The organism is Pseudomonas sp. C6002, assembly GCF_013385805.1.
Lineage (GTDB): Bacteria > Pseudomonadota > Gammaproteobacteria > Pseudomonadales > Pseudomonadaceae > Aquipseudomonas.
In genome coordinates this window covers 18,128-43,093 of sequence record NZ_JACAPH010000018.1, presented here as the reverse complement: position 1 = coordinate 43,093, position 24,966 = coordinate 18,128, and the positions used below count along the sequence as shown (strand labels likewise).

23 protein-coding genes, 1 tRNA gene, 2 pseudogenes and 1 riboswitch are annotated in these 24,966 nt (G+C 59.8%); of the genes and pseudogenes, 17 read left to right on the top strand and 9 right to left on the bottom strand.

Annotated features, from left to right (window positions below; genetic code table 11):
• Nucleotides 1-115: 115 nt before the first annotated feature.
• From HX817_RS12560 to HX817_RS12550, 3 genes are read left to right on the top strand one after another with little or no spacing between them, the layout of a single operon-like run.
• On the top strand, nucleotides 116-574 hold the full coding sequence (locus tag HX817_RS12560) for a tripartite tricarboxylate transporter TctB family protein (protein ID WP_008437838.1): 459 nt from the start codon (nucleotides 116-118) through the stop codon (nucleotides 572-574).
• 1 nt (nucleotide 575) lies between these two features.
• The gene (locus HX817_RS12555; protein ID WP_177040323.1) at nucleotides 576-2,090 is read left to right on the top strand and encodes a tripartite tricarboxylate transporter permease; all 1,515 of its coding nucleotides are present in this window, start codon (nucleotides 576-578) and stop codon (nucleotides 2,088-2,090) included.
• Nucleotides 2,083-3,120 carry an AbrB family transcriptional regulator gene (locus HX817_RS12550; protein ID WP_003212018.1) on the top strand — a complete coding sequence of 346 codons (1,038 nt, stop codon included), beginning with the start codon at nucleotides 2,083-2,085 and terminating at the stop codon, nucleotides 3,118-3,120. Before HX817_RS12555 ends, HX817_RS12550 begins: the two co-directional genes overlap by 8 nt.
• A 68-nt stretch (nucleotides 3,121-3,188) precedes the next feature.
• Here HX817_RS12550 and ung read toward each other — a convergent pair whose 3' ends face one another.
• The gene (gene ung / locus HX817_RS12545) at nucleotides 3,189-3,881 is read right to left on the bottom strand and encodes a uracil-DNA glycosylase (RefSeq protein ID WP_003212020.1); all 693 of its coding nucleotides are present in this window, start codon (nucleotides 3,879-3,881) and stop codon (nucleotides 3,189-3,191) included.
• Between the two features lie 135 nt (nucleotides 3,882-4,016).
• Between ung and HX817_RS12540 the strand changes: the two genes are divergently transcribed.
• A complete protein-coding gene (locus HX817_RS12540; RefSeq protein WP_177040322.1) occupies nucleotides 4,017-5,129 on the top strand; it encodes an enoyl-CoA hydratase/isomerase family protein in 1,113 nt (370 codons plus the stop codon).
• Here HX817_RS12540 and HX817_RS12535 read toward each other — a convergent pair.
• Nucleotides 5,123-5,572, bottom strand: a complete 450-nt coding sequence (locus HX817_RS12535) for a DUF3757 domain-containing protein (RefSeq protein ID WP_177040321.1) — start codon at nucleotides 5,570-5,572, stop codon at nucleotides 5,123-5,125. The two genes, HX817_RS12540 and HX817_RS12535, sit on opposite strands and share 7 nt — an antisense overlap.
• Before the next feature lie 160 nt (nucleotides 5,573-5,732).
• Entirely contained in the window at nucleotides 5,733-6,089 is a 357-nt protein-coding gene (locus tag HX817_RS12530) for a hypothetical protein (protein ID WP_003212026.1), read from the bottom strand.
• 302 nt (nucleotides 6,090-6,391) lie between these two features.
• Nucleotides 6,392-6,492, top strand: a riboswitch (guanidine-I (ykkC/yxkD leader).
• A 61-nt stretch (nucleotides 6,493-6,553) separates the two neighbouring features.
• On the opposite strand from HX817_RS12530, the gene HX817_RS12525 reads away from it, so the two are divergent.
• The 10 genes from HX817_RS12525 (at nucleotide 6,554) to HX817_RS12480 (ending at nucleotide 16,900) form a co-directional block, all read left to right on the top strand.
• The gene (locus tag HX817_RS12525) at nucleotides 6,554-7,621 is read left to right on the top strand and encodes a putative urea ABC transporter substrate-binding protein (protein WP_003212027.1); all 1,068 of its coding nucleotides are present in this window, start codon (nucleotides 6,554-6,556) and stop codon (nucleotides 7,619-7,621) included.
• Nucleotides 7,622-7,633: 12 nt separating this feature from the next.
• Nucleotides 7,634-8,449 (top strand): ABC transporter permease, encoded by an 816-nt coding sequence (locus HX817_RS12520; RefSeq protein ID WP_003212030.1) that lies wholly within the window; start codon nucleotides 7,634-7,636, stop codon nucleotides 8,447-8,449.
• On the top strand, nucleotides 8,446-9,210 hold the full coding sequence (locus HX817_RS12515; protein ID WP_003212032.1) for an ABC transporter ATP-binding protein: 765 nt from the start codon (nucleotides 8,446-8,448) through the stop codon (nucleotides 9,208-9,210). Before HX817_RS12520 ends, HX817_RS12515 begins: the two co-directional genes overlap by 4 nt.
• Nucleotides 9,207-9,932 (top strand): urea amidolyase associated protein UAAP1, encoded by a 726-nt coding sequence (locus HX817_RS12510; RefSeq protein ID WP_177040320.1) that lies wholly within the window; start codon nucleotides 9,207-9,209, stop codon nucleotides 9,930-9,932. Before HX817_RS12515 ends, HX817_RS12510 begins: the two co-directional genes overlap by 4 nt.
• A gap of 9 nt (nucleotides 9,933-9,941) precedes the next feature.
• On the top strand, nucleotides 9,942-10,574 hold the full coding sequence (locus HX817_RS12505) for an urea amidolyase associated protein UAAP2 (protein ID WP_003212037.1): 633 nt from the start codon (nucleotides 9,942-9,944) through the stop codon (nucleotides 10,572-10,574).
• A 305-nt stretch (nucleotides 10,575-10,879) separates the two neighbouring features.
• The gene (gene uca / locus HX817_RS12500; protein WP_177040319.1) at nucleotides 10,880-14,521 is read left to right on the top strand and encodes an urea carboxylase; all 3,642 of its coding nucleotides are present in this window, start codon (nucleotides 10,880-10,882) and stop codon (nucleotides 14,519-14,521) included.
• Nucleotides 14,522-14,594: 73 nt separating this feature from the next.
• Nucleotides 14,595-14,807 carry a cysteine-rich CWC family protein gene (locus HX817_RS12495; protein WP_003212042.1) on the top strand — a complete coding sequence of 71 codons (213 nt, stop codon included), beginning with the start codon at nucleotides 14,595-14,597 and terminating at the stop codon, nucleotides 14,805-14,807.
• Complete coding sequence (locus tag HX817_RS12490) at nucleotides 14,807-15,499, top strand: pseudouridine synthase (protein WP_177040318.1); 693 nt, start codon at nucleotides 14,807-14,809, stop codon at nucleotides 15,497-15,499. Before HX817_RS12495 ends, HX817_RS12490 begins: the two co-directional genes overlap by 1 nt.
• 305 nt (nucleotides 15,500-15,804) lie before the next feature.
• A complete protein-coding gene (locus HX817_RS12485; protein WP_003212046.1) occupies nucleotides 15,805-16,689 on the top strand; it encodes an alpha/beta fold hydrolase in 885 nt (294 codons plus the stop codon).
• A gap of 137 nt (nucleotides 16,690-16,826) precedes the next feature.
• Nucleotides 16,827-16,900 (top strand) — tRNA-Gly (locus HX817_RS12480).
• Between the two features lie 115 nt (nucleotides 16,901-17,015).
• On the opposite strand, the pseudogene HX817_RS12475 reads toward HX817_RS12480, so the two are convergent.
• From HX817_RS12475 to HX817_RS12460, 4 genes and pseudogenes are all read right to left on the bottom strand, one after another.
• Nucleotides 17,016-18,508 (bottom strand): annotated as a pseudogene (locus HX817_RS12475) (amidohydrolase).
• 306 nt (nucleotides 18,509-18,814) lie between these two features.
• Nucleotides 18,815-19,738, bottom strand: a complete 924-nt coding sequence (locus HX817_RS12470; protein ID WP_177040317.1) for a lysine exporter LysO family protein — start codon at nucleotides 19,736-19,738, stop codon at nucleotides 18,815-18,817.
• Nucleotides 19,735-20,508, bottom strand: coding sequence for a 2OG-Fe dioxygenase family protein (locus HX817_RS12465; protein WP_003212052.1), 774 nt, complete (start codon nucleotides 20,506-20,508; stop codon nucleotides 19,735-19,737). The genes HX817_RS12470 and HX817_RS12465 overlap by 4 nt, the downstream gene beginning before the upstream one ends.
• Before the next feature lie 222 nt (nucleotides 20,509-20,730).
• A complete protein-coding gene (locus tag HX817_RS12460) occupies nucleotides 20,731-21,537 on the bottom strand; it encodes a polysaccharide lyase family 7 protein (protein ID WP_177040316.1) in 807 nt (268 codons plus the stop codon).
• Nucleotides 21,538-22,111: 574 nt separating this feature from the next.
• Between HX817_RS12460 and HX817_RS12450 the strand changes: the two genes are divergently transcribed.
• On the top strand, nucleotides 22,112-22,393 hold the full coding sequence (locus HX817_RS12450; protein WP_008437813.1) for a BrnT family toxin: 282 nt from the start codon (nucleotides 22,112-22,114) through the stop codon (nucleotides 22,391-22,393).
• A gap of 3 nt (nucleotides 22,394-22,396) precedes the next feature.
• Nucleotides 22,397-22,747, top strand: coding sequence for a BrnA antitoxin family protein (locus tag HX817_RS12445; RefSeq protein ID WP_008437812.1), 351 nt, complete (start codon nucleotides 22,397-22,399; stop codon nucleotides 22,745-22,747).
• A 49-nt stretch (nucleotides 22,748-22,796) separates the two neighbouring features.
• Here the strand turns inward: HX817_RS12445 and HX817_RS12440 are convergent.
• Together HX817_RS12440 and HX817_RS12435 are read right to left on the bottom strand one after the other, a co-directional pair.
• Nucleotides 22,797-23,038 (bottom strand): annotated as a pseudogene (locus HX817_RS12440) (GNAT family N-acetyltransferase); the annotation flags it as partial.
• Nucleotides 23,039-23,071: 33 nt separating this feature from the next.
• Nucleotides 23,072-23,962 carry an SDR family oxidoreductase gene (locus tag HX817_RS12435; protein WP_177035864.1) on the bottom strand — a complete coding sequence of 297 codons (891 nt, stop codon included), beginning with the start codon at nucleotides 23,960-23,962 and terminating at the stop codon, nucleotides 23,072-23,074.
• 95 nt (nucleotides 23,963-24,057) lie between these two features.
• Between HX817_RS12435 and HX817_RS12430 the strand changes: the two genes are divergently transcribed.
• Nucleotides 24,058-24,870 (top strand): helix-turn-helix transcriptional regulator, encoded by an 813-nt coding sequence (locus tag HX817_RS12430; RefSeq protein WP_177035863.1) that lies wholly within the window; start codon nucleotides 24,058-24,060, stop codon nucleotides 24,868-24,870.
• The last annotated feature ends 96 nt before the right edge of the window (nucleotides 24,871-24,966 follow it).

The window sequence follows — 24,966 nt, the reverse complement described above, 5'->3', positions numbered from 1 at the left end:
AGCGGGCTTGCTCGCGAAAAACTTCAACGATGACGCGTGCTGCCTGTATAAACGCGACGTCCTGGCGTTCTTCGTGAGCAAGCTCGCGCCTACAAGAGTCTCCAAGGAGTTTCCCATGCTCTTACAACGCATTTTCGCCTCAGTGATGTTGCTGGTATGTGCCGGCCTCGCACTGATGGCCTGGCCATATCAGGCGTCGTTTTCCTACGAGCCGGTAGGGCCTCGGGCCTACCCGCTGCTGATGCTCGGGCTGATGGGCCTGGGCCTGATCTACATGCTGTTTCGTCCACAGCCCACCAAGCACACAGAAGAAGAGCCCGCGCTGGACCGCCAGACCCTGATCAAGATCGGCATCTGCGTCGGGTTGCTGCTGGTGTTTGCCGGCACCTTCGAACCCTTGGGTTTCATCCTCAGCAGCATGCTGATCGGCATTCCGATGGCGCGCCTGTATGGCGGCCGCTGGATGCCCAGCGTGGTGATCGTGACCTTGATGAGCATCGGTCTTTACCTGCTGTTCGACAAGGCCATGGATGTACCGCTGCCGCTCGGCCTGCTTGAAGTTCTGGAGAACTGATATGGATACGTTCAGCTATTTGGGCCAGGGCTTCGGCGTTGCACTGACCCCTTACAACCTGATCACCGCACTGTGCGGCACCTTGATCGGCACCGTGGTCGGCCTGTTGCCGGGCCTTGGGCCGATCAACGGCGTAGCGCTGTTGATCCCCATCGCATTTGCCCTGGGGCTGCCGCCTGAGTCGGCCTTGATCCTGTTGGCGGCCGTGTACCTGGGCTGCGAATACGGCGGGCGCATCAGCTCGATCCTGTTGAACATCCCGGGTGAAGCTTCCACCGTGATGACCACCCTCGACGGCTACCCGATGGCTCGCAAAGGCCTGGCGGGCGTGGCGTTGTCGCTGTCGGCGTGGAGTTCGTTCATCGGTGCGTTTATCGCCACCTGCGGCATGGTGCTGTTCGCCCCGCTGCTGGCCAAATGGGCGATTGCCTTCGGCCCGGCGGAATATTTCGTACTGATGGTGTTTGCCATCGTCTGCCTGGGCGGCATGGCCGGTGACAAGCCGCTGAAGACCTTTGTCGCGGCATTGATCGGCCTGTTTCTGTCAGCAGTGGGTATCGATGCCAACAGCGGCGTATACCGCTTCACCGGCGATAACATCCACCTGACCGACGGCATCCAGTTCGTGGTGCTTGTATTGGGCCTGTTCTCCATCAGCGAGATCCTGTTGCTGCTGGAAAAAACCCACCGTGGCCAGGAAGCCGTGAAAGCCACCGGACGCATGATGTTCAACCTGAAGGAAGCTTGCGCGGTATTCGTCGTGAATATTCGCTGCGGCCTGCTGGGTTTCATCATGGGTGTATTGCCGGGCGCGGGTGCCACACTGGCCTCGGCCGTGGCCTACATGACCGAAAAACGCCTGGCCGGTGCCAGCGGTAAATTCGGCCAGGGCGACATGCGCGGCCTCGCGGCTCCGGAAACCGCGATCGGCGCTTCCGCCTGCGGCGCCCTGGTGCCGATGCTGACCCTCGGCGTACCCGGCTCGGGCACCACGGCGGTGATGATCGGCGCCCTGTCGCTCTACAACATCACCCCCGGCCCGCTGCTGTTCCAACAGCAACCGGACATCGTCTGGGGCCTGATCGCCTCGTTGTTTATCGCCAACATCATGCTGGTGATCCTCAACATCCCGATGATCCGCATCTTCACCCGCATCCTTGCCGTGCCGAACTGGGCACTGGTGCCGGTGATCGCCATCATCACTGCGATCGGTGTGTACGCGGTTCACGCCACCACCTTCGACCTGTTCCTGATGGTCGGCATCGGCATCTTCGGCTACATCCTGCGCAAGCTGGATTTCCCGCTGTCGCCGGTGCTGCTGGGCTTTATCCTCGGCGGGTTGATGGAGCAGAACCTGCGTCGTGCGCTGTCGATTTCCAACGGCGAATTGCAGATCCTCTGGTCGAGCCCGATCACCTTCGGCGTGTGGGTACTGACGGCCTTGATGCTGTTGTTCCCGCTCCTGCGCATCTGGCGCAAGCGTTCCCTGCAGCGTCGTGCCTTGGCCGATGTCTGAGGCCACGTTCAGAAACTGGTGGGCAACACCGCTGGTCGGTCTGCTGGGCGGGTATCTCGCCAGCCAGATCGGCTGGCCACTGCCGTACATGGTCGGCTCGTTGCTGGCGATCATCCTGGTGCGCTGCCTGACACCCTGGCAGCTCGCGGAAATTCCCGGCGGCCGCAAATGCGGCCAATGGGTGGTGGGCATCGGCATCGGCCTGCACTTCACCCCGGTGGTGATCGAGCAGGTGATGAGCCACTTCGGCCTGATCTTCTTCGGCGCGCTGGTCACCAGCCTCTCCAGCATCGTGGGTGTGTGGTTGATGCGCCGCAGCGGTGAAGACCGTGCCACAGCGTTTTTCTCGAGCATGCCGGGTGGGTCGGGGGAGATGGTCAACCTCGGCGCACGCAACGGCGCAGTGCTCAGCCGCGTCGCGGCGGGCCAGAGTTTGCGGGTATTGGTGGTGGTGCTCTGTGTGCCGGCGGCGTTCAAGTATTTGCTGGGGGAAGGTGCCCCGCAGTTTCATCCGGCGACGGTGGATTGGACCTGGCTGGCGCTGCTGTTTCCCGTCGGCGCCCTGGTGGCCTGGGGCTGGCAACGCTTGCGTCAGCCAAACCCCTGGCTGTTCGGGCCGCTGCTGGTCAGTGCCGCCGCCAGCATTACCTGGGACTTGCACATCGGGCTGCCCGACGGCGGCAGCCAGATCGGCCAGTGGCTGATCGGCAGCGGCCTGGGCTGCCACTTCAACCGGCAGTTCTTCCGGCGCGCGCCGTTGTTCATGGGACGTACGTTGATCGGTACGGCGTTGACCATGTTGATTGCGACGCTGGCGGCTGTGGGCTTGAGTGCACTCACACATCTGGACCTGCGTTCGCTGACACTGGGCATGATGCCAGGCGGAATTGCGGAAATGAGCCTGACGGCGGAAACCCTGCAACTGTCGGTGCCGTTGGTGACGGCGATGCAGGTGATGCGTTTGTTGTTTGTGTTGTTTCTGGCGGAGCCGTTGTTTCGGCACTGGAACCGGCAGCCAGACAAAATCTGAAGCCTAAGAGACATTCAATTGTAGGAGCTGTCGAGCTTTAGCGAGACAGCTCCTACATTGGAGCTATGTCAAACCGGCGGCAATCGCCACTCGATCGGCGTCTCGCCATTCTGCTCAAGAAACTTGTTGGTGCGGCTGAAATGCCCGCAGCCAATAAACCCTCTATAGGCCGACAACGGCGACGGATGCACCGACGTCAGCACCAGGTGCTTGGTGGCGTCGATCAGCTTCTGTTTGCCCTGCGCATGGGCGCCCCACAGCAAGAACACCAGGTGCGGCTGATGCTCGCTCACCACTTCAATAATCCGATCGGTAAAGAACTGCCAGCCCTTGCCCGCATGGGCGTTGGCATTCGCGCGCTCCACGGTCATGGTGGTGTTGATCATCAGCACGCCCTGGTCGGCCCAGCTTTGCAGGTAGCCGTGGTTGGGAATGTCGATGTTCAGGTCACGCTTGAGTTCTTTGTAGATATTGACCAGCGACGGCGGTGCCGGCACGCCCGGTTGCACCGAGAAGCACAAGCCGTGGGCCTGGCCCGGGCCGTGATACGGGTCCTGGCCGAGGATCACCACCTTGACCTTGTCCAGGGGCGTTGAGTTGAGTGCGTTGAAGATCATCGGGCCGGGTGGGTAGATCTCCTTGCCTGCCGCGTGCTCCTGGCGCAGGAATTCCCGCAACTGGGCCATGTACGGCTGGTCGAACTCGTCACGCAGGGCGTGTTTCCAGCTGGGTTCGAGTTTGATACGGTCGTCGGTGGTCATGGTTACGCTGTCTAGTCAAAAGAATGAGGCGAACCCTAGGAAAGCCGACCTTGCTTGTCAATTGATCTGACGCAGATACCGCACTTTCCTGCGAAGCGATCATACTGAACCTTCACTTTCTCGATTGAGGTCATGATGAACCTGCACTTCGAAGAGCTGATTGGCACCGGCGGCGCCCGCGTTGGCATCGCCAGCCTGGACGCGGAAAAATCCCTCAATGCCTTGTCGTTGCCGATGATCCTGGCCCTGAGCGAACGCCTGGACGCCTGGGCCAAAGACCCGCAAATCGTCTGCGTGCTGCTGCGCGGCAATGGCCCCAAGGCTTTTTGCGCCGGTGGCGAAGTGCGCAGCCTGGCCCAGGCCTGCCGTGAACATCCCGGCGAAGTACCGGCGCTGGCCGCTCAATTTTTCGCCGCGGAGTACCGCCTCGACTACCGCCTGCACACCTATCCCAAACCGCTGATCTGCTGGGGCCACGGCTATGTGCTGGGCGGTGGCATGGGCTTGCTGCAAAGCGCCGCCGTGCGCATCGTCACGCCAAGCAGCCGCCTGGCCATGCCGGAAATCAGCATCGGCCTGTACCCGGACGTGGGCGCCAGTTGGTTTCTGTCTCGCCTGCCCGGCAAGTTGGGGTTGTTCCTCGGCCTGACCGGCGCCCATATGAATGGCCGCGACGCCCTGGACCTGGGCTTGGCTGACCGTTTCCTGCTGGATGAACAACAAGACGAACTGCTTGAAGGCCTGCTGCAACTGAACTGGCAGGAACAGACCGACATGCAGCTCAACAGCCTGCTCAAGGCCCTGGCCCAGGAAGCCACCGGCCAGTGGCCCGAAGCCCAATGGCTGCCGCGCCGTGGGCAGATCGACGAGTGGCTGGACGTGGGGGATGTGCGCTGTGCGTGGCGAGCCTTGAGCCAGTTACGCGATCACACCGACCCGCTGCTCCGCCGCGCAGGCAAGACCCTGAACGAAGGCTGCCCGCTGACCGCGCACCTGGTGTGGGAACAGATCCAGCGCGCGCGGCACCTGTCCCTGGCCCAGGTGTTCCAGATGGAATACACCTTGAGCCTGAACTGCTGCCGTCACCCGGAATTCAGCGAAGGTGTGCGGGCGCGGTTGATCGACAAGGACCAGCAGCCACACTGGCACTGGCCGGACATCAACTTGATCCCCGAGGCCGTGGTGCAGGCGCACTTCCACAAGGTCTGGGAAGGGCGGCATCCGCTGGCGGACCTGTCTGACTATTGAGCGCCCGTCGGCGCTTTTTTGCCCTCGAACGTGAAGGCACAATTATCGGGTTGGTGGTCGTCGCACTGGAAAACCTGTTGCCCGAAAGCATCGGTGCCCGGTACCCAATGCGTGGTATCTGCCAGCGACATTGAGCCCCCGGCTTGATCCGTGCCGTACCTCAGGGTGACTGTCTTACCGCTCAGGGTTTTATAAATGCACTTTTCCAGATAGCCATGCTTGCGCTCGTCCTGCTCGCTAGGAGTAAAAAGCGCGCCGACAAAGGTTTCCACGAATTCCCCGCCGCTCATTGCCTGGCTTACCCATGGCGAGTCGCTGTCAGTTCCCTGAAAGTGACCGTCAACGTAGCGTACAGCGCTCGGGTAAGGACAGGATTGCGCTGCTGCCAACGTACTGACGCCAAGAAAAGCAAAAAATAACAGGTAGAGCTGGCTGACGTTCATGTCATGGGTTCCATCAGTCGATGCTGAAAGCGATACGCCAAACAGGCGACTGCTCCCAATTAACTACAGGCGTAACCCACAGGATAGCTGTCAAATATGACAGTGCCGACCAACGGTAAACAAAAACGGCGCCTGAGCGCCGTTTTTCCAATTATTCCTATCAGCGATGACCGCCGCCACGGCCTCCACCCTGACCACCACCCTGGCCATGTCCGCCACCATTACCCCAGTGACTGTTGCCCCAACCCTGGTTTGGGTAAGGCCGATAACCCGCGCGCGGCCCCGCAGGATAATAGCGCGGCGCCGGCTGGTAATAACGCGGCGACGGGTAATAACGCTGCGGTGGCGGGTAGTAACCCTGGCGGTAATGGTAATACGGGCCGCCGCCGTAGTAATACGCCGGCGCGGGCGCCGTGTAGACCTCGGAACCGTAGTAGGCCTGGCCGCCACCGTAATAAGGCGCGCACGCAGACAGGGTCAAGCCGAGCAAAGCGATGAGAAGCAGTCGACGATACATGGCGGCCTCCTGGACCGCGGAAGAGCACACCCAGCGACGCTGGGGGGCGGCAAACAGCTTTCACTGCCTGACGAAATATCTGACATCAAAAACGGAATCTGGTGCGATTTAGACATAGATTGATACATCTGCCGGTCGCCTCATTGCAGTGCAACCCCGCACCACCACAATGCATATTCCCTGCACGTTTCTCCCTCCTCCTCGCGCCAACCCACGCCATTACTGCGCCCGTGCCACTTGGCACGACTCTCGCTTTACCTCTCCCGTGCAGGAGTCATCACAGGTTCGCGGCACCACAATTTGCAATGGCTGACTAGGGTTCCGGCTCGCTAAGGCGAGTGGCTGGTCCGAGAGTCGGCGACCTCCAGTTGAGGTTACACGGCGGGATAAAAGCCCGGGAGACAAGCCACCGTTCACGGTGCCGCGTTGCTCCTGCTCGCCCTTGATCAACTGGAGAAGCATCCATGCCCTCGATACGTTTACCCGCCCTGCTCGCCGCCGCCTTCGCCGCCGTGGTGAGTTTTTCCGCCCAAGCCGCCCCCAAAGACCATTTCAGCGTGTGCTGGACGATCTATGCCGGCTGGATGCCGTGGGAATACGCCGGCAGCCAAGGCATCCTCGACAAGTGGGCCAAGAAGTACGGCATCAAGATCGACATGGTGCAGCTCAATGACTACGTCGAATCCATCAACCAGTACACCGCCGGCCAGTTCGACGGCTGCACCATGACCAACATGGACGCCCTGACCATTCCCGCCGCCGGCGGCGTGGACAGCACCGCGCTGGTGGTCAGCGACTTCTCCAATGGCAACGATGGCGTGGTCATCAAAGGTGAAGGCAAGACCGTCGCCGACCTCAAGGGCATGAACGTCAACCTGGTGGAACTCTCCGTGTCCCACTACCTGCTGGCCCGCGCCCTGGAGTCGGCCAACCTCAGCGAAAAAGACCTGAAAGTGGTCAACACCTCCGACGCCGACATCGCCGCCGCCTTCAACACCGACCAGGTCAAGGCCGTCACCACCTGGAACCCGATGCTCTCGGAGATCAAGGCCAAGCCCGGCGTCACCGAAGTGTTCGACTCCAGCAAAGTGCCCGGCGAAATCATGGACATGATGGTGGTCAACACCCAGACCCTCAAGGACAACCCCAAGCTGGGCAAAGCGTTGACCGGCGCCTGGTTTGAAGTGGTGGCGCTGATGAACGCGAAAAACGCCGCCAGCACCGACGCCCTGGAACACATGGCCAAGGCCTCCGGCACCGACCTCAAGGGCTTCCAGTCGCAACTGGACACCACCAAGCTGTTCGCCACGCCCAAGGAAGCCCTGGCCTTCGCCACCAGCGCGCAGTTGCCCGCCACCATGGGCAAAGTCGCCGAGTTCTCGTTTAAACACGGCCTGCTGGGTGAAGGTGCCAAGGACACCAACGCCGTGGGCATGAGCTTCGCCAATGGCGTGACCCGCGGCGACACCGCCAACCTCAAGCTGCATTTCGACCCCAGCTACGTACAGATGGCCGCCGACGGCACGCTGTAAGAGGACGCGGCCATGCGCCTGATCAACCGTCACCCGGAACGCTCCAGTCGCCTGCTGTTGGTGCTGCTGCCCTTCGCCCTGCTGCTGTTCGCCTACTTCGTGGGCTCGGCCGAGCGCCTGGCAGACAACCCCAACGACAAGCTGCTGCCCAGCGCCGCACAAATGGGCGACGCAGTGAAACGCCTGGCCTTCAGCGCCGACACTCGCACCGGTGAATACGTGCTGTGGCAAGACAGCGCCTCAAGCCTGCGCCGCCTGGCGATCGGCCTGGGCATCAGCGCCCTCGCCGGCCTGTGCCTGGGCATTGCAGCCGGCACCTTGCCGCTGTTTGGCGCACCGTTGTCCCCCTTGCTGACGGTGCTGTCGATGGTGCCGCCGCTGGCGATCCTGCCGATCCTGTTCATCGTGTTCGGGCTGGGGGAATTGTCGAAAGTGATGCTGATCGTGATCGGTATCACCCCGGCCCTGGCGCGGGACCTGGAACAGCGGGCACGGGAAATTCCCGTGGAGTTGCTGGTGAAGGCACAGACCCTCGGCGCCTCCACCTGGACCCTGATGCTGCGGGTGGTGCTGCCGCAATTGCTGCCACGTTTGCTGATCTCCCTGCGCTTGATGCTCGGCTCGGCGTGGCTGTTCTTGATTGCAGCCGAAGCCATCGCCTCAACCGACGGTTTGGGTTACCGGATCTTCCTGGTGCGCCGCTACCTGGCGATGGACGTGATCCTGCCCTACGTGGTGTGGATCACCCTGCTGGCCTGGCTGATGGACTGGGGCCTCAAGGCCCTGACGCGGCGCGCGTTCCCCTGGTACGAAGGAGCGCGGGCATGAGCTTTATCAGCGTCAACAATGTGTGGCAGCGCTATGGCGACCAGGTGGTATTGGAGCGCCTGAACCTGCACGTGGCCGAAGGCGAATTCTGCACCCTGGTCGGCACCTCCGGTTGCGGCAAATCGACCTTCCTGCGCCTGCTGCTGGGGCAGGAAACCGCCAGCCATGGCGAGATTCTGCTGGACGGTAAACCGCTCGCCGCCGAACCCGATGCCAGCCGTGGCGTGGTGTTCCAGCGCTACTCGGTGTTCCCGCATCTGACGGTGCTGGACAACGTTGCGCTGGGCCTTGAGTTGCCGCGTTCAGCGTTGCTCGGCCGCCTGTTCGGCAGCGCGAAAAAACAGGCCCGGGAACAGGCCGCAGCCCTGCTGCATAAAGTCGGTTTGGGCCATGCCCTGGACAAGTACCCGGCGCAGCTTTCCGGCGGTATGCAGCAGCGGCTGGCCATCGCCCAGGCGCTGATCATGAAGCCCCGCGTGTTGCTGCTGGACGAACCCTTCGGCGCCCTCGACCCGGGCATTCGCAAAGACATGCACCTGCTGTTGCTGGAGCTGTGGCGCGAAACCAGGCTGACGGTGTTCATGGTCACCCACGACCTCAGCGAAGGCTTCAGCCTCGGCACCCGCTTGCTGGTATTCGACAAGGTGCGCCTCGACCCACACGCCCCCGGCGCCTACGGCGCCCGCATCACCTACGACATCCCTTTGAACAGCGAGCGCCGCAAGGCGATCGCCGCCGAACTTGGAGCCACTTCCAAATGACCGACTCAACTCAATTGTTCAAACCCTTCGCCGAGGAAATGCTCCCCGGCGGCGGCCACCGTTCCTTTGTGCTCAAGCGCGGCCAACTGCTGCGCCTCACCGACATTCGCGGCGGCGCCAACGTCAGCCTGACCCTGCTCAATGCCAATGAAAAAACCGAGCGCCTGAACCTGCCCGACAGCCTCAAATGCCAACACACCGCCAAGCTCACCAGCGGCCATTGCCTGTACTCGGACATGGGTCGCGTGCTGGCCGCCATCACCGCCGACACCTGCGGCTGGAGTGACAGCATCGGCGGCGTGTCATGCGCCTCCGAGGTCGCGGAAAAATACGGCAAAGGCCGCTATCAAGAGCTGCGCAACGGCTTCTACCGCAACGGCACCGACAACCTGCTGGTGGAACTGGGCAAGTGGGGCCTGGGGCTGTCCGACCTGCTGATGACCCTCAACCTGTTCAGCAAAGTCACGGTAGATGAAGCTGGCAGCCTGCACTTTGTCCCCGGTCACTCCAAGGCCGGCGACTACATCGAACTCTACGCACCGATGGACACACTGGTGGTGCTCACCGCGCTGCAACATCCCATGGACCCCAACCCCGAGTACGCGCCGCAGCCGCTGAAACTCAGCTGGATGAACGCCGACCCAAGCGTCGCCGAACACTGCCGTACCTCGCGCCCGGAAAACGAGCGCGGCTTTATCAACACCGACCGTCTGTTCGCCTGAGGACCTGCCATGTCTATCGCACTCGCCAAACAACCGGACGCGGCCGTGTACCGCGCGACCATTCCCGCCGGCGAACCCTGGCTGATGGAAGTCAAAGCCGGCCAGACCCTGCGCATCCTCGACCTTGAGGGCAACCAGGCGGTCGACACGCTGTTCTACAGCCTGAAAAACCCCAGGGAACGCTACGACGTGCAGCGCACCCTGCGTCGGCAAAACAGCGTGTACCTGAGCACCGGCAGCGTGCTGTATTCCAACCTCGGCCAGCCAATGCTGACCATCGTCGACGACACCTGCGGACGCCACGACACCCTTGGCGGCGCCTGCGCCCAAGAGAGCAACACCGTGCGCTACGCCCTGGAAAAACGCTACATGCACAGCTGCCGCGACAACTACCTGCGGGCCTGCGCCCACGATGGCCGGCTGGGTAAAAGCGACATCGGGCCGAACATCAATTTCTTCATGAACGTGCCGGTGACCGCCGATGGCGGGTTGACCTTCGAGGACGGGATTTCCGCCCCCGGCAAGTACGTCGACCTGCGGGCCGAGATGGACGTGATCGTACTGATCTCCAACTGCCCGCAACTGAACAACCCGTGCAACGGCTACAACCCAACCCCTGCGGAGTTACTGGTATGGAACTGAAGATCAAGCGGTTGCGCCAGTGGTTGTTCGCCCTGTGCCAGGCCCGGGCCGGGCAGTGCCTGCGAAAACGCTGAAGATCAACTGTGGAAGATGACCTGTAGGAGCTGGCTTGCCTGCGATAGCGGTGGATCAGCCGACATATGGGGTGACTGATCCACCGCCATCGCGGGCAAGCCCGGCTCCCACAGTTGATCTCCATTGGTGTTGAAATTTGCGCTGCGGACGACCGCAGCGCCATCCACATTTGCGGGACGGCCCGCATCCCAGGACAAGGCCGAGCACTCATCGGCCTGCGGGGTTTTGCCATGTTCGAAAAACTGTTGATCGCCAACCGTGGCGCCATCGCCTGCCGCATCCTGCGCACCTTGCGTGAGCTTTCGGTCAAGGGCGTGGCGGTGTATTCCGAAGCCGATGCCGCGAGCCTGCATATCCAGCAAGCGGATGAGGCCTACAGCCTGGGCGAAGGCGCGGCGGCCGGCACCTATTTGTCGGTGGAGAAAATCCTCGCCACGGCCAAGGCGTGTGGCGCCACCGCGATTCATCCCGGCTATGGCTTTCTATCGGAAAACGCCGCCTTCGCCGAAGCCTGCGAAACAGCAGGCATCGCCTTCGTCGGCCCGACGCCGGAGCAACTGCGGGTGTTCGGCCTCAAGCACACCGCGCGCGCGTTGGCCAGGCAGCACAACATCCCGCTGCTGGAAGGCACCGAGCTGCTCAACAGCCTCGACGCCGCACTACTGGCCGGGGAAACCGTGGGCTATCCGATCATGCTTAAAAGCACCGCCGGTGGTGGCGGGATCGGCATGCGCGTGTGCCAAAGCGCCGATGAATTGCGCGACTGTTTCGAGGCGGTGAAACGCCTGGGCCAGAACAATTTCAGCGATGCCGGTGTGTTTATCGAGAAGTACATCCAGCACGCCCGGCACCTGGAAGTGCAGGTGTTTGGTGACGGCGGCGGCGAGGTGATCGCCCTCGGCGTGCGCGACTGTTCGGTGCAGCGGCGCAACCAGAAAGTGCTTGAAGAAACCCCGGCGCCGAACCTGCCCGACGGCATGGCGGATGAGCTGTGCCGTGCCGCCATCACCCTGGCCAAGGCAGTGAATTACCGCAGCGCCGGCACCGTGGAATTTATCTTTGATAGCGCCGATGGCCGCTTCTATTTTCTGGAAGTGAACACCCGGTTGCAGGTGGAACATGGCGTCACCGAGCAAGTGTGGGGCGTGGACCTGGTGCGCTGGATGGTGCAATTGGCCGCCGGGGAAATGCCGCCATTGCGGGAACTGCAACTGAAGCCTCACGGCCACGCGATTCAGGCACGCCTGTACGCCGAAGATCCGGGCCGGGAGTTTCAGCCAAGCCCGGGGCTTTTGACGTATGTGGACTTCCCGGTCGCTGAAGGCCTGCGTATCGACACGTGGGTGGAGGCCGGTTGCGAGATTCCGCCCTACTTCGACCCGATGATCGCCAAGCTCATCACCTGGGCGCCGACCCGCGAACAGGCACGCCTGGATTTGCATCAAGCCCTGAGCAACAGCCAACTGTACGGCGTGGAAACCAACCGCGATTATCTGCGCCAGATTCTGCTCGCTACACCGTTCGCCAGTGGCCATCCGTGGACGCGCTGCCTTGAAGATTTGGTGTACCACGCCAACACGTTTGAAGTGCTCAGCGCCGGCACGCAAACCAGTGTGCAGGACTATCCGGGGCGCCTCGGTTACTGGGCCGTAGGCGTGCCGCCGTCGGGGCCGATGGACAGTCGCGCGCTGCGCCTGGGCAATCGCCTGCTGGGCAATGCCGAGGGCACCGCTGCGCTGGAAATCACCATGAGCGGGCCGTTGCTGCGCTTCAATTGTGCGGCGGTGGTGGCGGTGACGGGTGCAGACATTGTGCTGCGCTTGAATGATGAAGCGGTACCGATGAACACCGCGTTGCTGATCCCGGCGGGCGCAACCTTGAGCCTGGGCACCATCGCCGGGGCCGGAGCTCGCAGCTACCTTTGCGTGCGCGGCGGGCTGCAGGTTCCGGATTATCTGGGAAGCAAAAGTACCTTCACCCTTGGCCAGTTTGGTGGGCATGGCGGGCGGGCTTTGCGGGCGGGTGATGTGTTGCACTTACTGCCGTTGGAGGATCTCAGTTGCGGCAATACGCTAGTGCCTGAACCGCTTGGCGAGGTGCGAACACTGCGGGTGATCTACGGCCCCCACGGCGCGCCGGAATACTTCAAGCCCGAGTACATCGAGACGTTCTTTGCCACCCAGTGGGAAGTGCATTTCAACTCCAGCCGCACGGGTGTGAGGTTGATCGGGCCGAAGCCTCTGTGGGCGCGTACGGATGGCGGTGAGGCGGGGTTGCATCCGTCGAATATTCACGACAATCCCTATGCGATCGGTGCGGTGGATTTTACCGGGGACATGCCGGTGATCCTCGGCCCCGACGGCCCGAGCCTGGGTGGGTTTGTATGCCCGGTGACGGTGATCGAGGCGGACTTGTGGCAGTTGGGCCAGCTCAAGGCGGGTGACAAAATCTGCTTCACCCCCGTCGATATCAAGACCGCCCGCGACCTCGCCTTGAACTGGGATCGTTCCCACGCTCTGCGTGGGAATGCCGCCTGGGACGCTCCGCGTCCCGCTGTCGACGCAATGACGCAGAGCGTCACAGGATGCATTCCCACGCAGAGCGTGGGAATGATCAGGTCGCCTGTTGTTCTGGACATCGGCCAGGCCGACACCCGCCTCGTCGCCCGCCTCGCCGGCGACACCCACCTGCTCCTGGAAATCGGCGCCCCGGAACTCGACCTGGTGCTGCGCTTTCGCGCCCACGCCCTGATGCATGCCCTCGAAGCACAAGCCCTGCACGGCGTCATCGACCTGACACCCGGCATCCGCTCCCTGCAAATCCACTATCAGCCCGAACAACTTACCCTCGCCGACCTCCTGGCGCTGATCACCGCCGAATGGCACGCCGTCTGCGCCAGCCAAAACCTGCAGGTGCCGTCGCGCATCGTCCACCTGCCACTGTCCTGGGACGACCCGGCCTGCCAACTGGCGATCGAAAAATACATGACCACCGTGCGCAAGGATGCCCCATGGTGCCCGAGCAACCTGGAGTTCATCCGCCGCATCAACGACCTGGCCAACCTCGACGAAGTGCGCCACACCGTGTTCGATGCCAGCTACCTGGTGATGGGCCTGGGCGACGTCTACCTCGGCGCGCCCGTGGCCACGCCGCTGGACCCGCGTCACCGCCTGGTCACCACCAAGTACAACCCGGCACGCACCTGGACCGCCGAAAACTCCGTGGGCATCGGTGGCGCCTACCTGTGCGTGTACGGCATGGAAGGCCCCGGCGGTTATCAGTTCGTCGGGCGCACCTTGCAGATGTGGAACCGCTACCGGGAAGTCGCCGCGTTCGATGGCAAACCGTGGTTGCTGCGCTTCTTCGACCAGATCCGCTTTTACCCGGTGAGCGCCGATGAGCTGGTGCAGATTCGCAGGGATTTCCCCCTTGGGCGGTTTGAACTGAACATCGAACACAGCCAGTTGAACCTGACGGATTACCAGGCCTTTCTCGCGCAGGAAGCCGAAAGCATCGGCGCGTTTCGCGGGCAACAGCAGCGCGCGTTCAACGCCGAACGCGAACGCTGGATCGCCAGCGGCCAGGCGCATTTCGACAGCGAGGAACTCGCCGCACCACAGGGCGCAGACACGCCCTTGCAGGCCAACGAATACAGCATCGACAGCCACATCGCCGGCAATCTCTGGCAAGTGCAGGTCAGCGCTGGCGAACGCGTGGCGGCGGGAGATGTGCTGGTGATCCTGGAGTCGATGAAAATGGAAATCCCGGTAGTCGCACCGTTCGCCGGCACCGTGCGGGAAATTCCGGTGCAGCCCGGCAGCGGCATTGGTGCAGGCCAACGGGTGGTGGTGCTGGAGCGTGATTTGCAATAACGCGGCGGGGCTGTATCGTGCAAGGCACACCGGGTTTCACCGGGACCTTGTCCGATACAGCCTGAACCGACCGATGACCACGCCAACCCTCTGCCCCGCCTGCGGCGCCCGCAACGATTGCGCCCTGGCCGACCCGCGCACTGCCGACCAGGCATGCTGGTGCTATTCCGTCAGCATCGACCCCGCAGTGCTCGAAGCCTTGCCGGCGGAACTGCGCAACAAAGCCTGCCTGTGCCCGCGTTGTGCCCAGGTGGACGAACAACTGCGCGGCAACGAGCGGTCGTAATGCGCGTAGATCGTTTCCTCAGCAACCTGCCCCGTTTCAACCGTAAACAGGTTCGCCTGTTGCTGGTGGAGCGGCGGATCAGCGTCGACGGCCAGGCCATCAGCGATCCGCACCACCCGGTAAGCGAGTTCAGCCGTGTGTTGCTGGATGACGAAGTGCTGCAAGCCGGCAAACCCGCGCGTTACTTCATGCTGCACAAACCCCAGGGCTGCGTCAGCGCCACGTCCGACCCGCAACACCCCACGGTGCTCGACCTGCTGGATGAACCGGACAAGCACGAGCTGCACATCGCCGGTCGTCTGGATTTCAACACCACCGGCCTGATGCTGATCACCAACGACGGCCAGTGGTCGCGCCGCCTGACCCAGCCGCAAACCAAACTGCCCAAGGTCTACTACGTCGAGACCGAGCAGGACATCGACCCGCAATACGCGGCCACTTTCGCCGCCGGCCTGTACTTCGCCTTTGAAGACCTCACCACCCAACCGGCGGAACTGGAACTATTGGGCCCCAGAACGGCGCGCCTGAGCATCATTGAAGGGCGTTATCACCAGGTGAAGCGCATGTTCGGGCACTTCGACAACAAAGTGATACGCCTGCACCGCGAACGCATGGGACCGCTGGAGTTGGACGCAGCCCTTGCGCCAGGCCATTACCGGGCGCTTACAGAGGCTGAAATCCAACAGGTCTGATGACCGTTCAGCCGATGATGGCAAAAACCCACGCCATCGACTGGCGAACTGGCATCCCTGATGCTTGAATCTACCCAGCCAGCCGCAATCTGACTGGCGAGTCACCCCTACCTACAAGAAACACTTTGCCCGTCCGCACGCTTGACCTGCGGGCCTCTCACGGCAAATTGCCCGCCATAACAACACCCGTCGGCCAGCCAGTACCGGATCGACATGGGCCCTCACTTCCAGGCGTATGCCTACCTGTCACAAAGCTCGTGCAGAGTGATCTGCGCGCATTACCCGCTTGCCAGGAGTCTTACGACATGAGGCCAGAAATCGCTGTGCTGGATATACAGGGTCAGTATCGGGTTTACACGGAGTTCTATCGCGCGGACGCAGCAGCCAAGACCATCATCCTGGTCAACGGCTCAATGGCCACCACTGCGTCTTTCGCCCAGACCGTGAAAAGCCTGCACCCGACGTTCAACGTGGTTTTGTATGACCAGCCCTACGCTGGCCGCTCCAAAATCCACAACCGCCACGAGCATATGCTGACGAAAGAAGTCGAGGGCCAGATCCTTCTGGAACTCATCGACCACTTCGCCGCCGAACACGTGCTGTCCTTTTCCTGGGGCGGCGCCGCGACCCTCGTCGCCCTCGCCCACCGCCCGCGCCGTGTGGAAAAGGCCGTGATCAGCTCGTTCTCCCCGGTGATCAACGCCCCGATGCGCGACTACCTGGAGCGCGGTGTCGACTACCTCGGCAACCTCGACCGCGACCGCGTGGGCCACCTGGTCAACAGCACCATCGGCAAACACCTGCCGTCGCTGTTCAAACGCTTCAATCACAAACACGTGAGCAGCCTGGCCGAGCACGAGTATGGGCAGATGCACTTTCACATCAGCCACGTGCTCAACAGCGACCGGCTGTGCTACCTCAAGGCCGCTAAGCAGATTGATATACCGGTGTTGTTCTTGAACGGCGAATGGGACGAGTACACCAGTGCCCAGGATGCCAAGCTGTTTGGGCAACATATTGCGAAAAGCAGCTTCGGCACGATTCAGGCAACCGGGCACTTTCTGGATATGGAGCACAAGGCCGCGTGCCGGGATAGCCGGGAGGCGTTGATGGGCTTTTTGAGACCGGAGCAGCAGCCAAGCCGGTTGCGGTACCACGCGTCACAGCCACAGCATGCGTTTGCCGTATGAGCGGTGGGGTTGTGGGCGGGCCGGATTTCCCAGGGGGGCCGCCTGCCCACGATCGACCGTTGGCACGTAAAACACAGAATTTTCGAAGAAAAACTTCAAATCCGCGAGCACATCTGGTACAAAGTCAGCCGCTCTGAGCGGGTATAGTTTAGTGGTAGAACGAAAGCTTCCCAAGCTTTAGATGAGGGTTCGATTCCCTCTACCCGCTCCACTCAGATTTTGCTCCTGCGTCAGGCTGGTTTTGACGGGGGATGTGTAAAAAAACCGGTCCTTGGTGACCGGTTTTTTTATGGGTGGGATTTGGAAATTAAACGGTCGAACCGGGCTCATTCAATCGCCTGATAGACCTTCTTCCCGCCAACCCAAGTCTGCAGGACGCGTGTCCTCCAGATGTCTGCCGGGCTGACGGCAAAAATGTCCTGATCAACCAAGATAAAATCGGCCCACTTTCCGGGCTCAATGCTGCCTTGGGTAGCTTCTTGATGGGCTGCATAAGCTGCATCCAGCGTAAATGCACGGAAAGCCTCGAAGAGGGTCATGGCCTGCTCAGGGTGCCATCCAGCCAAGGGGTTGCCCTCATGATCCGAGCGAGTCACGGCAGCATGTATGCCGTAGAACGGATTGGCAGATTCGACTGGGAAGTCTGACCCTGCCGCAATTTTCGTTCCCTGGTTAAGCAGAGTGCGCCAGGCATAAGCCCCCTTGATCCGTTCGACACCCACCCTGTCCTCAGCCATATTCATGTCGCTGGTAGCATGTGTAGGCTGCATCGATGCAATCAGCCCTAGATCGATAAAGCGCGGTATCTGCGCCACATCAACCACCTGCGCATGCTCGATCCTGTTACGCAAGGCGCGCCCACCGACTGTGGCGTAGGTCTGTTCAAAGCTATCCATGACCTGCTTGATGGCAGCATCACCGATGCCATGCACATTAGCTTGAAAGCCGGCTTTCAGTACCGACTCAATCTTGTGCTTCATCTCCTGCCGGCTTTCAAAAAGCAACCCCTTGTTGGTTGGGTCGTCGGTGTATGGCTCAAACAGCGCCGCACCACGGCTTCCCAAAGCGCCATCGGCATAAAGCTTGACGCTACGAATGGTAAGACGATCATCGCCGTAGCCGATCAAAGGGCCGTCCTGGGACAACACCGCGAAATCATCCCCCGCACCGTTGATCATCGAGTAGACACGTAACGGAAGCCGGCCGCGATCGGCAAAACCGCGCATCGTCTTGATCATCTGCCTATCAGCACCTGCATCGTGCACAGATGTCAGGCCTTGTGCATTGAGATGCTCCAATGCAGCCTGCAACGCGACCTCTCGCTCCTGCTCGTCAGGCAGCGGAATAATATCCGCGACCAGCCCCATAGCGGCGTCGATAAATACACCTGTCGGGTTACCTTCTGCATCCCGTTCGATACGTCCGCCTTTCGGATCAGGCGTGTCCTTAGTAATACCCGCCAGTTGCATCGCCTTGGTATTAGCCCATCCGGCATGGGCATCCACCCGATTAGCCACACTGGTCGATCGACAACGACCTTATCAATTTCGGCAGCCGTCGGAAACCGCCCCAACTTCCAGGTAACGTGGTTCCAGCCTGAGCCGGTCAGCCAACGGGCGCCGGGGCGCGCTGCAGCGAATACCCGAAGCCTCTCCTGCGTATCAACCAGTGTTGGAGAGCCCCGTAAAGCAATGCTTCGAAGGGACTCTCCAAGCCATTTGATATGGCCGTGCGCATCGGTCAACCCAGGCAAGAGGGACGCACCCTTACCATCGATGCGCGTCGCCAATGCATGCTTGCCAGCAAGATCGGCCGCCATACCGACGCAAATCACTTTGCCCGACGCATCAAAGGCCAACGCATCAAAACGCATCAGACCGCCTCCACTCACGGTATAACCACGCACATTTTCCATAATCGTTGGCTCCGCCCGGACGGGCCCCGCCAGCGACAGGAACATAGCCACCGGGATCAACGCCTTGGGCTGAGTTTTGATACACATCAGCAGCTGTTCAAACGCGGCAAGCATCGGGCCGAGCGTGAGACTTTTAAATGCTGATGGTTGCAGACTCGGTTTTTCTCCTGAAAATCGTGGAGTCATGATTTCCTCCAGTAAGAGGTCACGTCATGCGGTCAGAAAGAAGGTTATAAAAAAGGGCGCTAACACCGTCAGAATCAAACCACTCATGAGAGCGGTAGGCAGCGTGTCGCAGTGGCAGGTTTGGCGCACGATCGGTAACGTCGAGTCCAGAGCGGTTGCCCCAGCGGCGGCGATACCGACCCTTGGGTGGAAGCCACCGACCAGGTACAGTAAAGCGATCGCGATCAGTTCGCGCCCCAGGTCTGCGAGCAATGCCGTAGCGCCATGAACTTCTCCGGACAGCCCTCCGACCAGGACGCTGGATAGCGTGAACCATCCAAATCCCGTCGAGAGTGCCAGGAGCAAACGGATATCTTCGCCAGTGATGAAATGAACCGCATAGGCTCCCAATATTGAGCCAATGACCACGGCAATCGGAACGCATAGAACGCCCCATGAGATCCAGTCACGACCTAACTTGATGCTCGACAAGTCGAGTCCCACCAAGAAGATCAGTACCATTAACATCACGTTGCTGGGCGGAAGCCACAAGCTTGCAACGGTTGATTCTGCATATGTGAACAACACGCCCAAGGCCACCATCAGCAGCGCAATAAAGCACTCTTTCAGAGGAGCAGCAGCGCCATGCATATCGAAACTGGCAACCCTGCCTGGTTCTCGTCCAGCCCCTCTCAAAGCCGCCAAGCCCAGCAGCAGCATGCAAGGCACCACTGTTGTTGCGACCGCGACAAGCGAAGATGTCTTGAGCACATAGCCAACCGCATCCAGCGAAGAAACCACTTCGCCGAACTCAGTGCCTATCAGAAAAAGTAGCCCCCAAACCAAAGGGCTGATCAGACTGACCAATCGGGCAACAACTTTATCCGGGAGCAAGAGTTTGCTCGATAGATAGCCTATTCCCAACGCAATCAAGATGGGCAATACCGAGCTCAACGCCTGCACCGTCATATCCTCTGAATGGTTGGCGAGAAATCAACCAAAACAATACAGCGCTCACAGACTCCGGGAGAGGCGTCGTCAAGTTTCTTGATCGGGCTTATATAGTGCGAAACCTTCGGATCATGAACGGCAAAACTATCGAGAGGCTCCGAAAGGGTAAACTCCGCCCAAATCTGACTTGACCGCGCGTCCTCAAACAGCATGTTTCGAATTTCCGGATGCCCAATAAAATTGATGCCACCCGTCATGTTCGAAGAACGGTAGATCAAGTGCGCAAACGTGAAGGGCTCTCCATCCTGGTGAAAAAAGTTCGGTGAGCTTATACCTGGCTGATCCGAACTCGCGGACGTGAGTTTTACAAAATGCACCCCAAAATAGATAGGAAGGGGCTGGCCAGGATGCTGCCAGAACGTCAGGGAAAAATCTTCATCGATCAGGTCGAGTAGTACGCGATTGTTTTTTACCGCATCACTCAACGCGTGAAAGTAGCGAATATTTGCGTGATCCGGATTGTTACCGCCTTGGTCGTAACCTGCGCGTCCGTGGCCTGCCCCATCTTTGACGATTGGCAACCAGTGGCCTTCATGCGTGTCTTGCCAGGGAAGAATGACTCCGTTGCCATACCGTCGAAACCTGTTTACTCCAGGCGGGGCGTACTCATCCGGCTCCAACTGTTCAAACTCTCGACGTAATTCTGCGAGCTCTTCGACGCAATGAGTCTGGCTCACACGAGGCATGTAATGCAGATATCCATCTTCTGCTAAGGCACTTCGAGGCATGGTCATTCCTCCTTGGTTTGATGCCATCAAACATAGGCAATCACCGTGGAGAACTTCAATGGAGGCGCGAACAACGAGAAGTGTCTTACAACGACGTCGGACGCTAATGGGGAGAGGGGGAACGAATCTTTTTACTCGGCATTACTGACGCAGTACTACGCAGATAGGGTGAAACTGTACGCAGGTTGCTGGGCCGGGGAGTCTCTGAACCGGCGCACACTGCTACTGGTAACCCACATCCAGGGAGGTGTACGCAACAATAGCTGCCCCGCCGTCCTGCTCAGCGGTCTGGTTGTAATTCCCGGCCTTGAAATACAGATTGATGCCCTGCCAACCCGATGGCGAAATATCGAATTCCCGGCTGGCCTGCCTGCCATTCGCCGCAGCCGAAATTAGCAGCACCATGCCACCCTCGGAGCCCTTGACCTCAATCTTGTAATTCAGCTTGTCGTTAAGCTCGAGCCCCTTCAGCAATACTGTCCGTTGCTCCTTCTGCCCATAGCGCGTTTTGGTCCCGGCGATGATCGAGCCACCTTCCCAGCGAAGCTTCAGCAGCTCCGAACCTCCCGCCTTGTCGCCATGTATCTGGGCAAATATGATCGATTTTGTGCTTGGATTTTGCACCACATAAAGCTCGCCGGACTGGGTGTTATCAAACACATCACCTGCGGTGAACTCTCTTTTTGCCCGCAGTTCAACCCGGGGATAGTGACTGTTGGGCGTCGCGTTAAAACCCGAGGGTGTGTTGAATACCAGCGCTCCTTCCGGCACACCTTGATGGCATCCCGATGAGCGATAACAGTTTGTGTAGAAATAGGCGTTCTGAAGATTTTCGCCTAGCGCTATTTCTTCTGGCTGACCTTGCGCATTGAAATCCTGAAGAACGTACGCACGGCTCAGGTTGGGCAGGTTGTCGCCTGGGGTTTTTGTGGCATCCAGGGCAAAGGCATTTCCACCGTTAAAAATCACTCCGATGGCCAAGACCGACACCACGCTAAATCCAGCGCCAAACACTTTAAATGCGTGCATCACCGTCACCGATCATTCGTCAAAGCGCCAACTGCAACGCCAGCAATCCGACAGCGATTGGGGGCGTCGAATCAATGTGGGTGAGTTATACGAGCCAGTACACATCTGTTGATCCTCGGTTAGGACCACCTTCCGGAGATACTAAACAAAGGGTGGCGGCTATACGCGGGTTAGTAGACCGGTTGATCAACGAAACCGGCGCGCCCAAAGGCGCCCCGCGTACAGCCACCATAAAGACCAGACATTCAAACGTCTGAAAAATGGCACAGCCATACGCCGTTGATCAAATCGGGCTACTAAACCCGACCGCTGATGGGCAGCGGCTGACGAACCTTAAAGACGTCGCCCAAGGCGTACAACCGGGACGATTCTGATGGCTGTGTAGGCAAAGCCGCAAGATCTCTCTTCCAGATAGCTGCGCTCAACAATCCCCCCTTGGTTCCTCACCTTCCCTACACACTAAGCATCCCCCTCATACCGGGCGCATCAGCGTCGACCGACGGAAATCCGTCATCCCTTCCCTCAAGATCCATCCCCCAATCAATCGCTTTTTTATACATATAAAATATGCATAATGAAAACCTTTAGAATCCAGTATGACTACACCAAGAACACACTGAATCAGCTAAAGCACAGAGGTGTAAGCCTGGCCGATGCTGAACCGGTATTTCACGACGCTAAAGCATTGATGATAGAAGACCGCGACCACGATGAAGAACGCTGGGTAGTCGTGGGCAAAGATGCAAAGGATCGAATATTGGTGGTGGCCTACACCTACCGTGATCCGAATTTCGTACGCATCATCAGTGCAAGGCTCGCATCCAAAAGTGAACGACGCCAGTATCTGGAGGTTTGAACCATGAAAGACGAATACGATTTCAGCTCAGGGAAGCGCGGTGCTATTGCAGGCAACAAAGGCAAGACACGCATCACCATCATGCTGGATGACGTCGTGATCGATGCAGCACGCACATGCGCCGAAAACGCCGGTACGGGCTATCAGACGGTGATCAATAACATTCTGCGCCAGGCTCTGGTCTCCCAGGATGCACATAACCTAGTAACCGCCCCGAAAAAGCGGGCGAAAACCTTGCCTGTCATCAATGACAGGATCAACGCATCCGATGTGGAAGCCTTGGAACAGCAACTGCTTGCTGTCGCGGGGGAGTTGCATCGTGTGTTAGGAGCACACAACTCCGGCAAACACTAAGCCAGGCCTCAAGCGTGGTGTTTCACAATGATCAAACGGCCCGTCTCATTCACCGAATACGTTTGAAATAAACCAGCTCCGGATCATCCTCATACGGGTTCTCGATAACCCCGCTTGGAAAAAACCAGCCTTGGCGATGAGTCTCTGGGAAGCGACGTTGGACGTATTTGCCGAGGTAAAAAGCTTCATCGTCTTGCAGGCGGTCTCAGACGCAGCAAGCAGCCGAAGCGCTATTCCTTGACGTTGGAATGCTGGAGAAACAACGACTAATGAAACAAACCCGTTCTCGAAAACATTAGTAATCTGCCCTCCAGCAATTCGACCTTAAAAGCCCTCCAACTGCGCAAGATCCGCAAGCAACCCCGGCCCCACCGGTTCCCATCCCAACTTCTTGCGCGTGATCGCACTGGATGCAGGCATATCGTGAGCGGTAAACCTTGCCAACCAACCAAAAAACCCCTGAGCCTCTTGCGCCGAAATGGATTTAACCGGCAACCCTAGCCGCGTCCCCAACACCTCGGCAATCTCCCTTTGCGACACACCCTCCTCCGCCACCGCGTGATACCTCGTGCCCGGCTCGGCCTTTTCAATCGCCAGCCTGTAGAGCCGAGCCACATCCAGAATATGTGCCGCCGGCCAACGGTTTTTCCCGTCGGCGATGTAAGCGCAAACGCCCTTCTCGCGATACAACTCGATCACCGGGCTAACCAGCCCCTGCCTGACGGTGTCGTGTACTTGAGGCAAACGCATCACCGACACATTCACCCCCGTCGCGGCTACAGCGTTAGCTGCTTCTTCCGACGCTGCACGAGGAATCTGCGCTGAGGTAACCACCGCACCATCCTCCGTCGCCAACTGCCCCGGCACGGTGCTCGCAATTCCGACACCGGAGGTAATGATCAGCGGTCGATCCGACCCGGCAAGTGCCTCTCCCAGCACCTGGATAACCCGGCGGTCGTCCTCGCAGTTCGCGACGAATTTCGAGAAGTCGTGATTGAACGCCAGGTGAATCACGCCATCCGCCTGGGCAACACCAGACTTGAGGCTTCCCAGGTCCTCAAGCGACCCACGATGTACCTGAGCCCCGGCGGCCTCCAGCGCTGCCACCTTGTCATCCGAGCGGCACAACCCCAGCACCTGATGGCCCGCCGCGATCAGTTCCTTGACGACAGCCGACCCGATAAATCCGCTGGCACCCGTTATAAATATGCGCATGAACCGTATCTCCGTGTGTATTCAGAGACTAATCTGTGCGCCTGCCCTATACGGGTAAAGTAGTGAAGTTATCAGGGTATAGAGGCTAACAGGCTATGAGCGCAAACCAGTTGGGCAGCTATCTGAAAGACCGACGTACCCGGCTTGATCCGGCGGCATTCGGCTTCTCATCGGCACGACGGCGTACGCCAGGTTTGCGTCGCGAAGAGGTGGCCCAACGCGCGAACATCAGCCCTACCTGGTACACCTGGCTCGAACAGGGCCGTGGCGGCGCGCCGTCGGTGGAAGTGCTGGAGCGGATTGCCCATGCGCTGATGTTGACCGATATCGAACGCGAGCATCTGTTCCTGCTGGCCTTCGGACGCCCACCCGAAGTGCGCTATCAGCAAAACGAAACGGTGACGCCACGCCTGCAACGGGTACTGGATGCCTTGAACCCCAGCGCCGCGATCCTGCGTACGGCGACCTGGGATGTGGTGGCCTGGAACCAGGCGGCGACGGTGATGTTGATGGACTACGGATCCCAGGCGCCGGAACAGCGAAATATCCTGCGGTTCATGTTCCTTGATCCCAAATCCCGCGCGGCCCAATACGACTGGGAAAGCGTGGCACGGTTTGTGTTGGGGGCTTTCAGGATTGATACGGCGCGCTCAGGCGCGGCGGAGCAGGTGCAGCCGCTGGTGGATGAACTGTGTCGACGCAGCCCTGAATTTAAGGCGATGTGGAGCGAAAACGATGTTCAGGGCGCCCATGGTGATCGCATCAAGCGGATACGCCATTCGGTGTTGGGGCCGATCGAATTTGAGTATTCAGTGTTTGCGGTCGATGGGCGCAAGGATCTGAATATGGTGGTGTACAACCCGGCGACGCCGGAGGATGCGCAGCGGATCGCATCCTTGATGGATTAGGCGCCAGCAACTGCAAGAGACTTCGACACTGCAATCGCTCGCAACAAGAGGCCATTTGAATCCTTAGCCTTACTCACATCATTCTCCTGCGCCTAA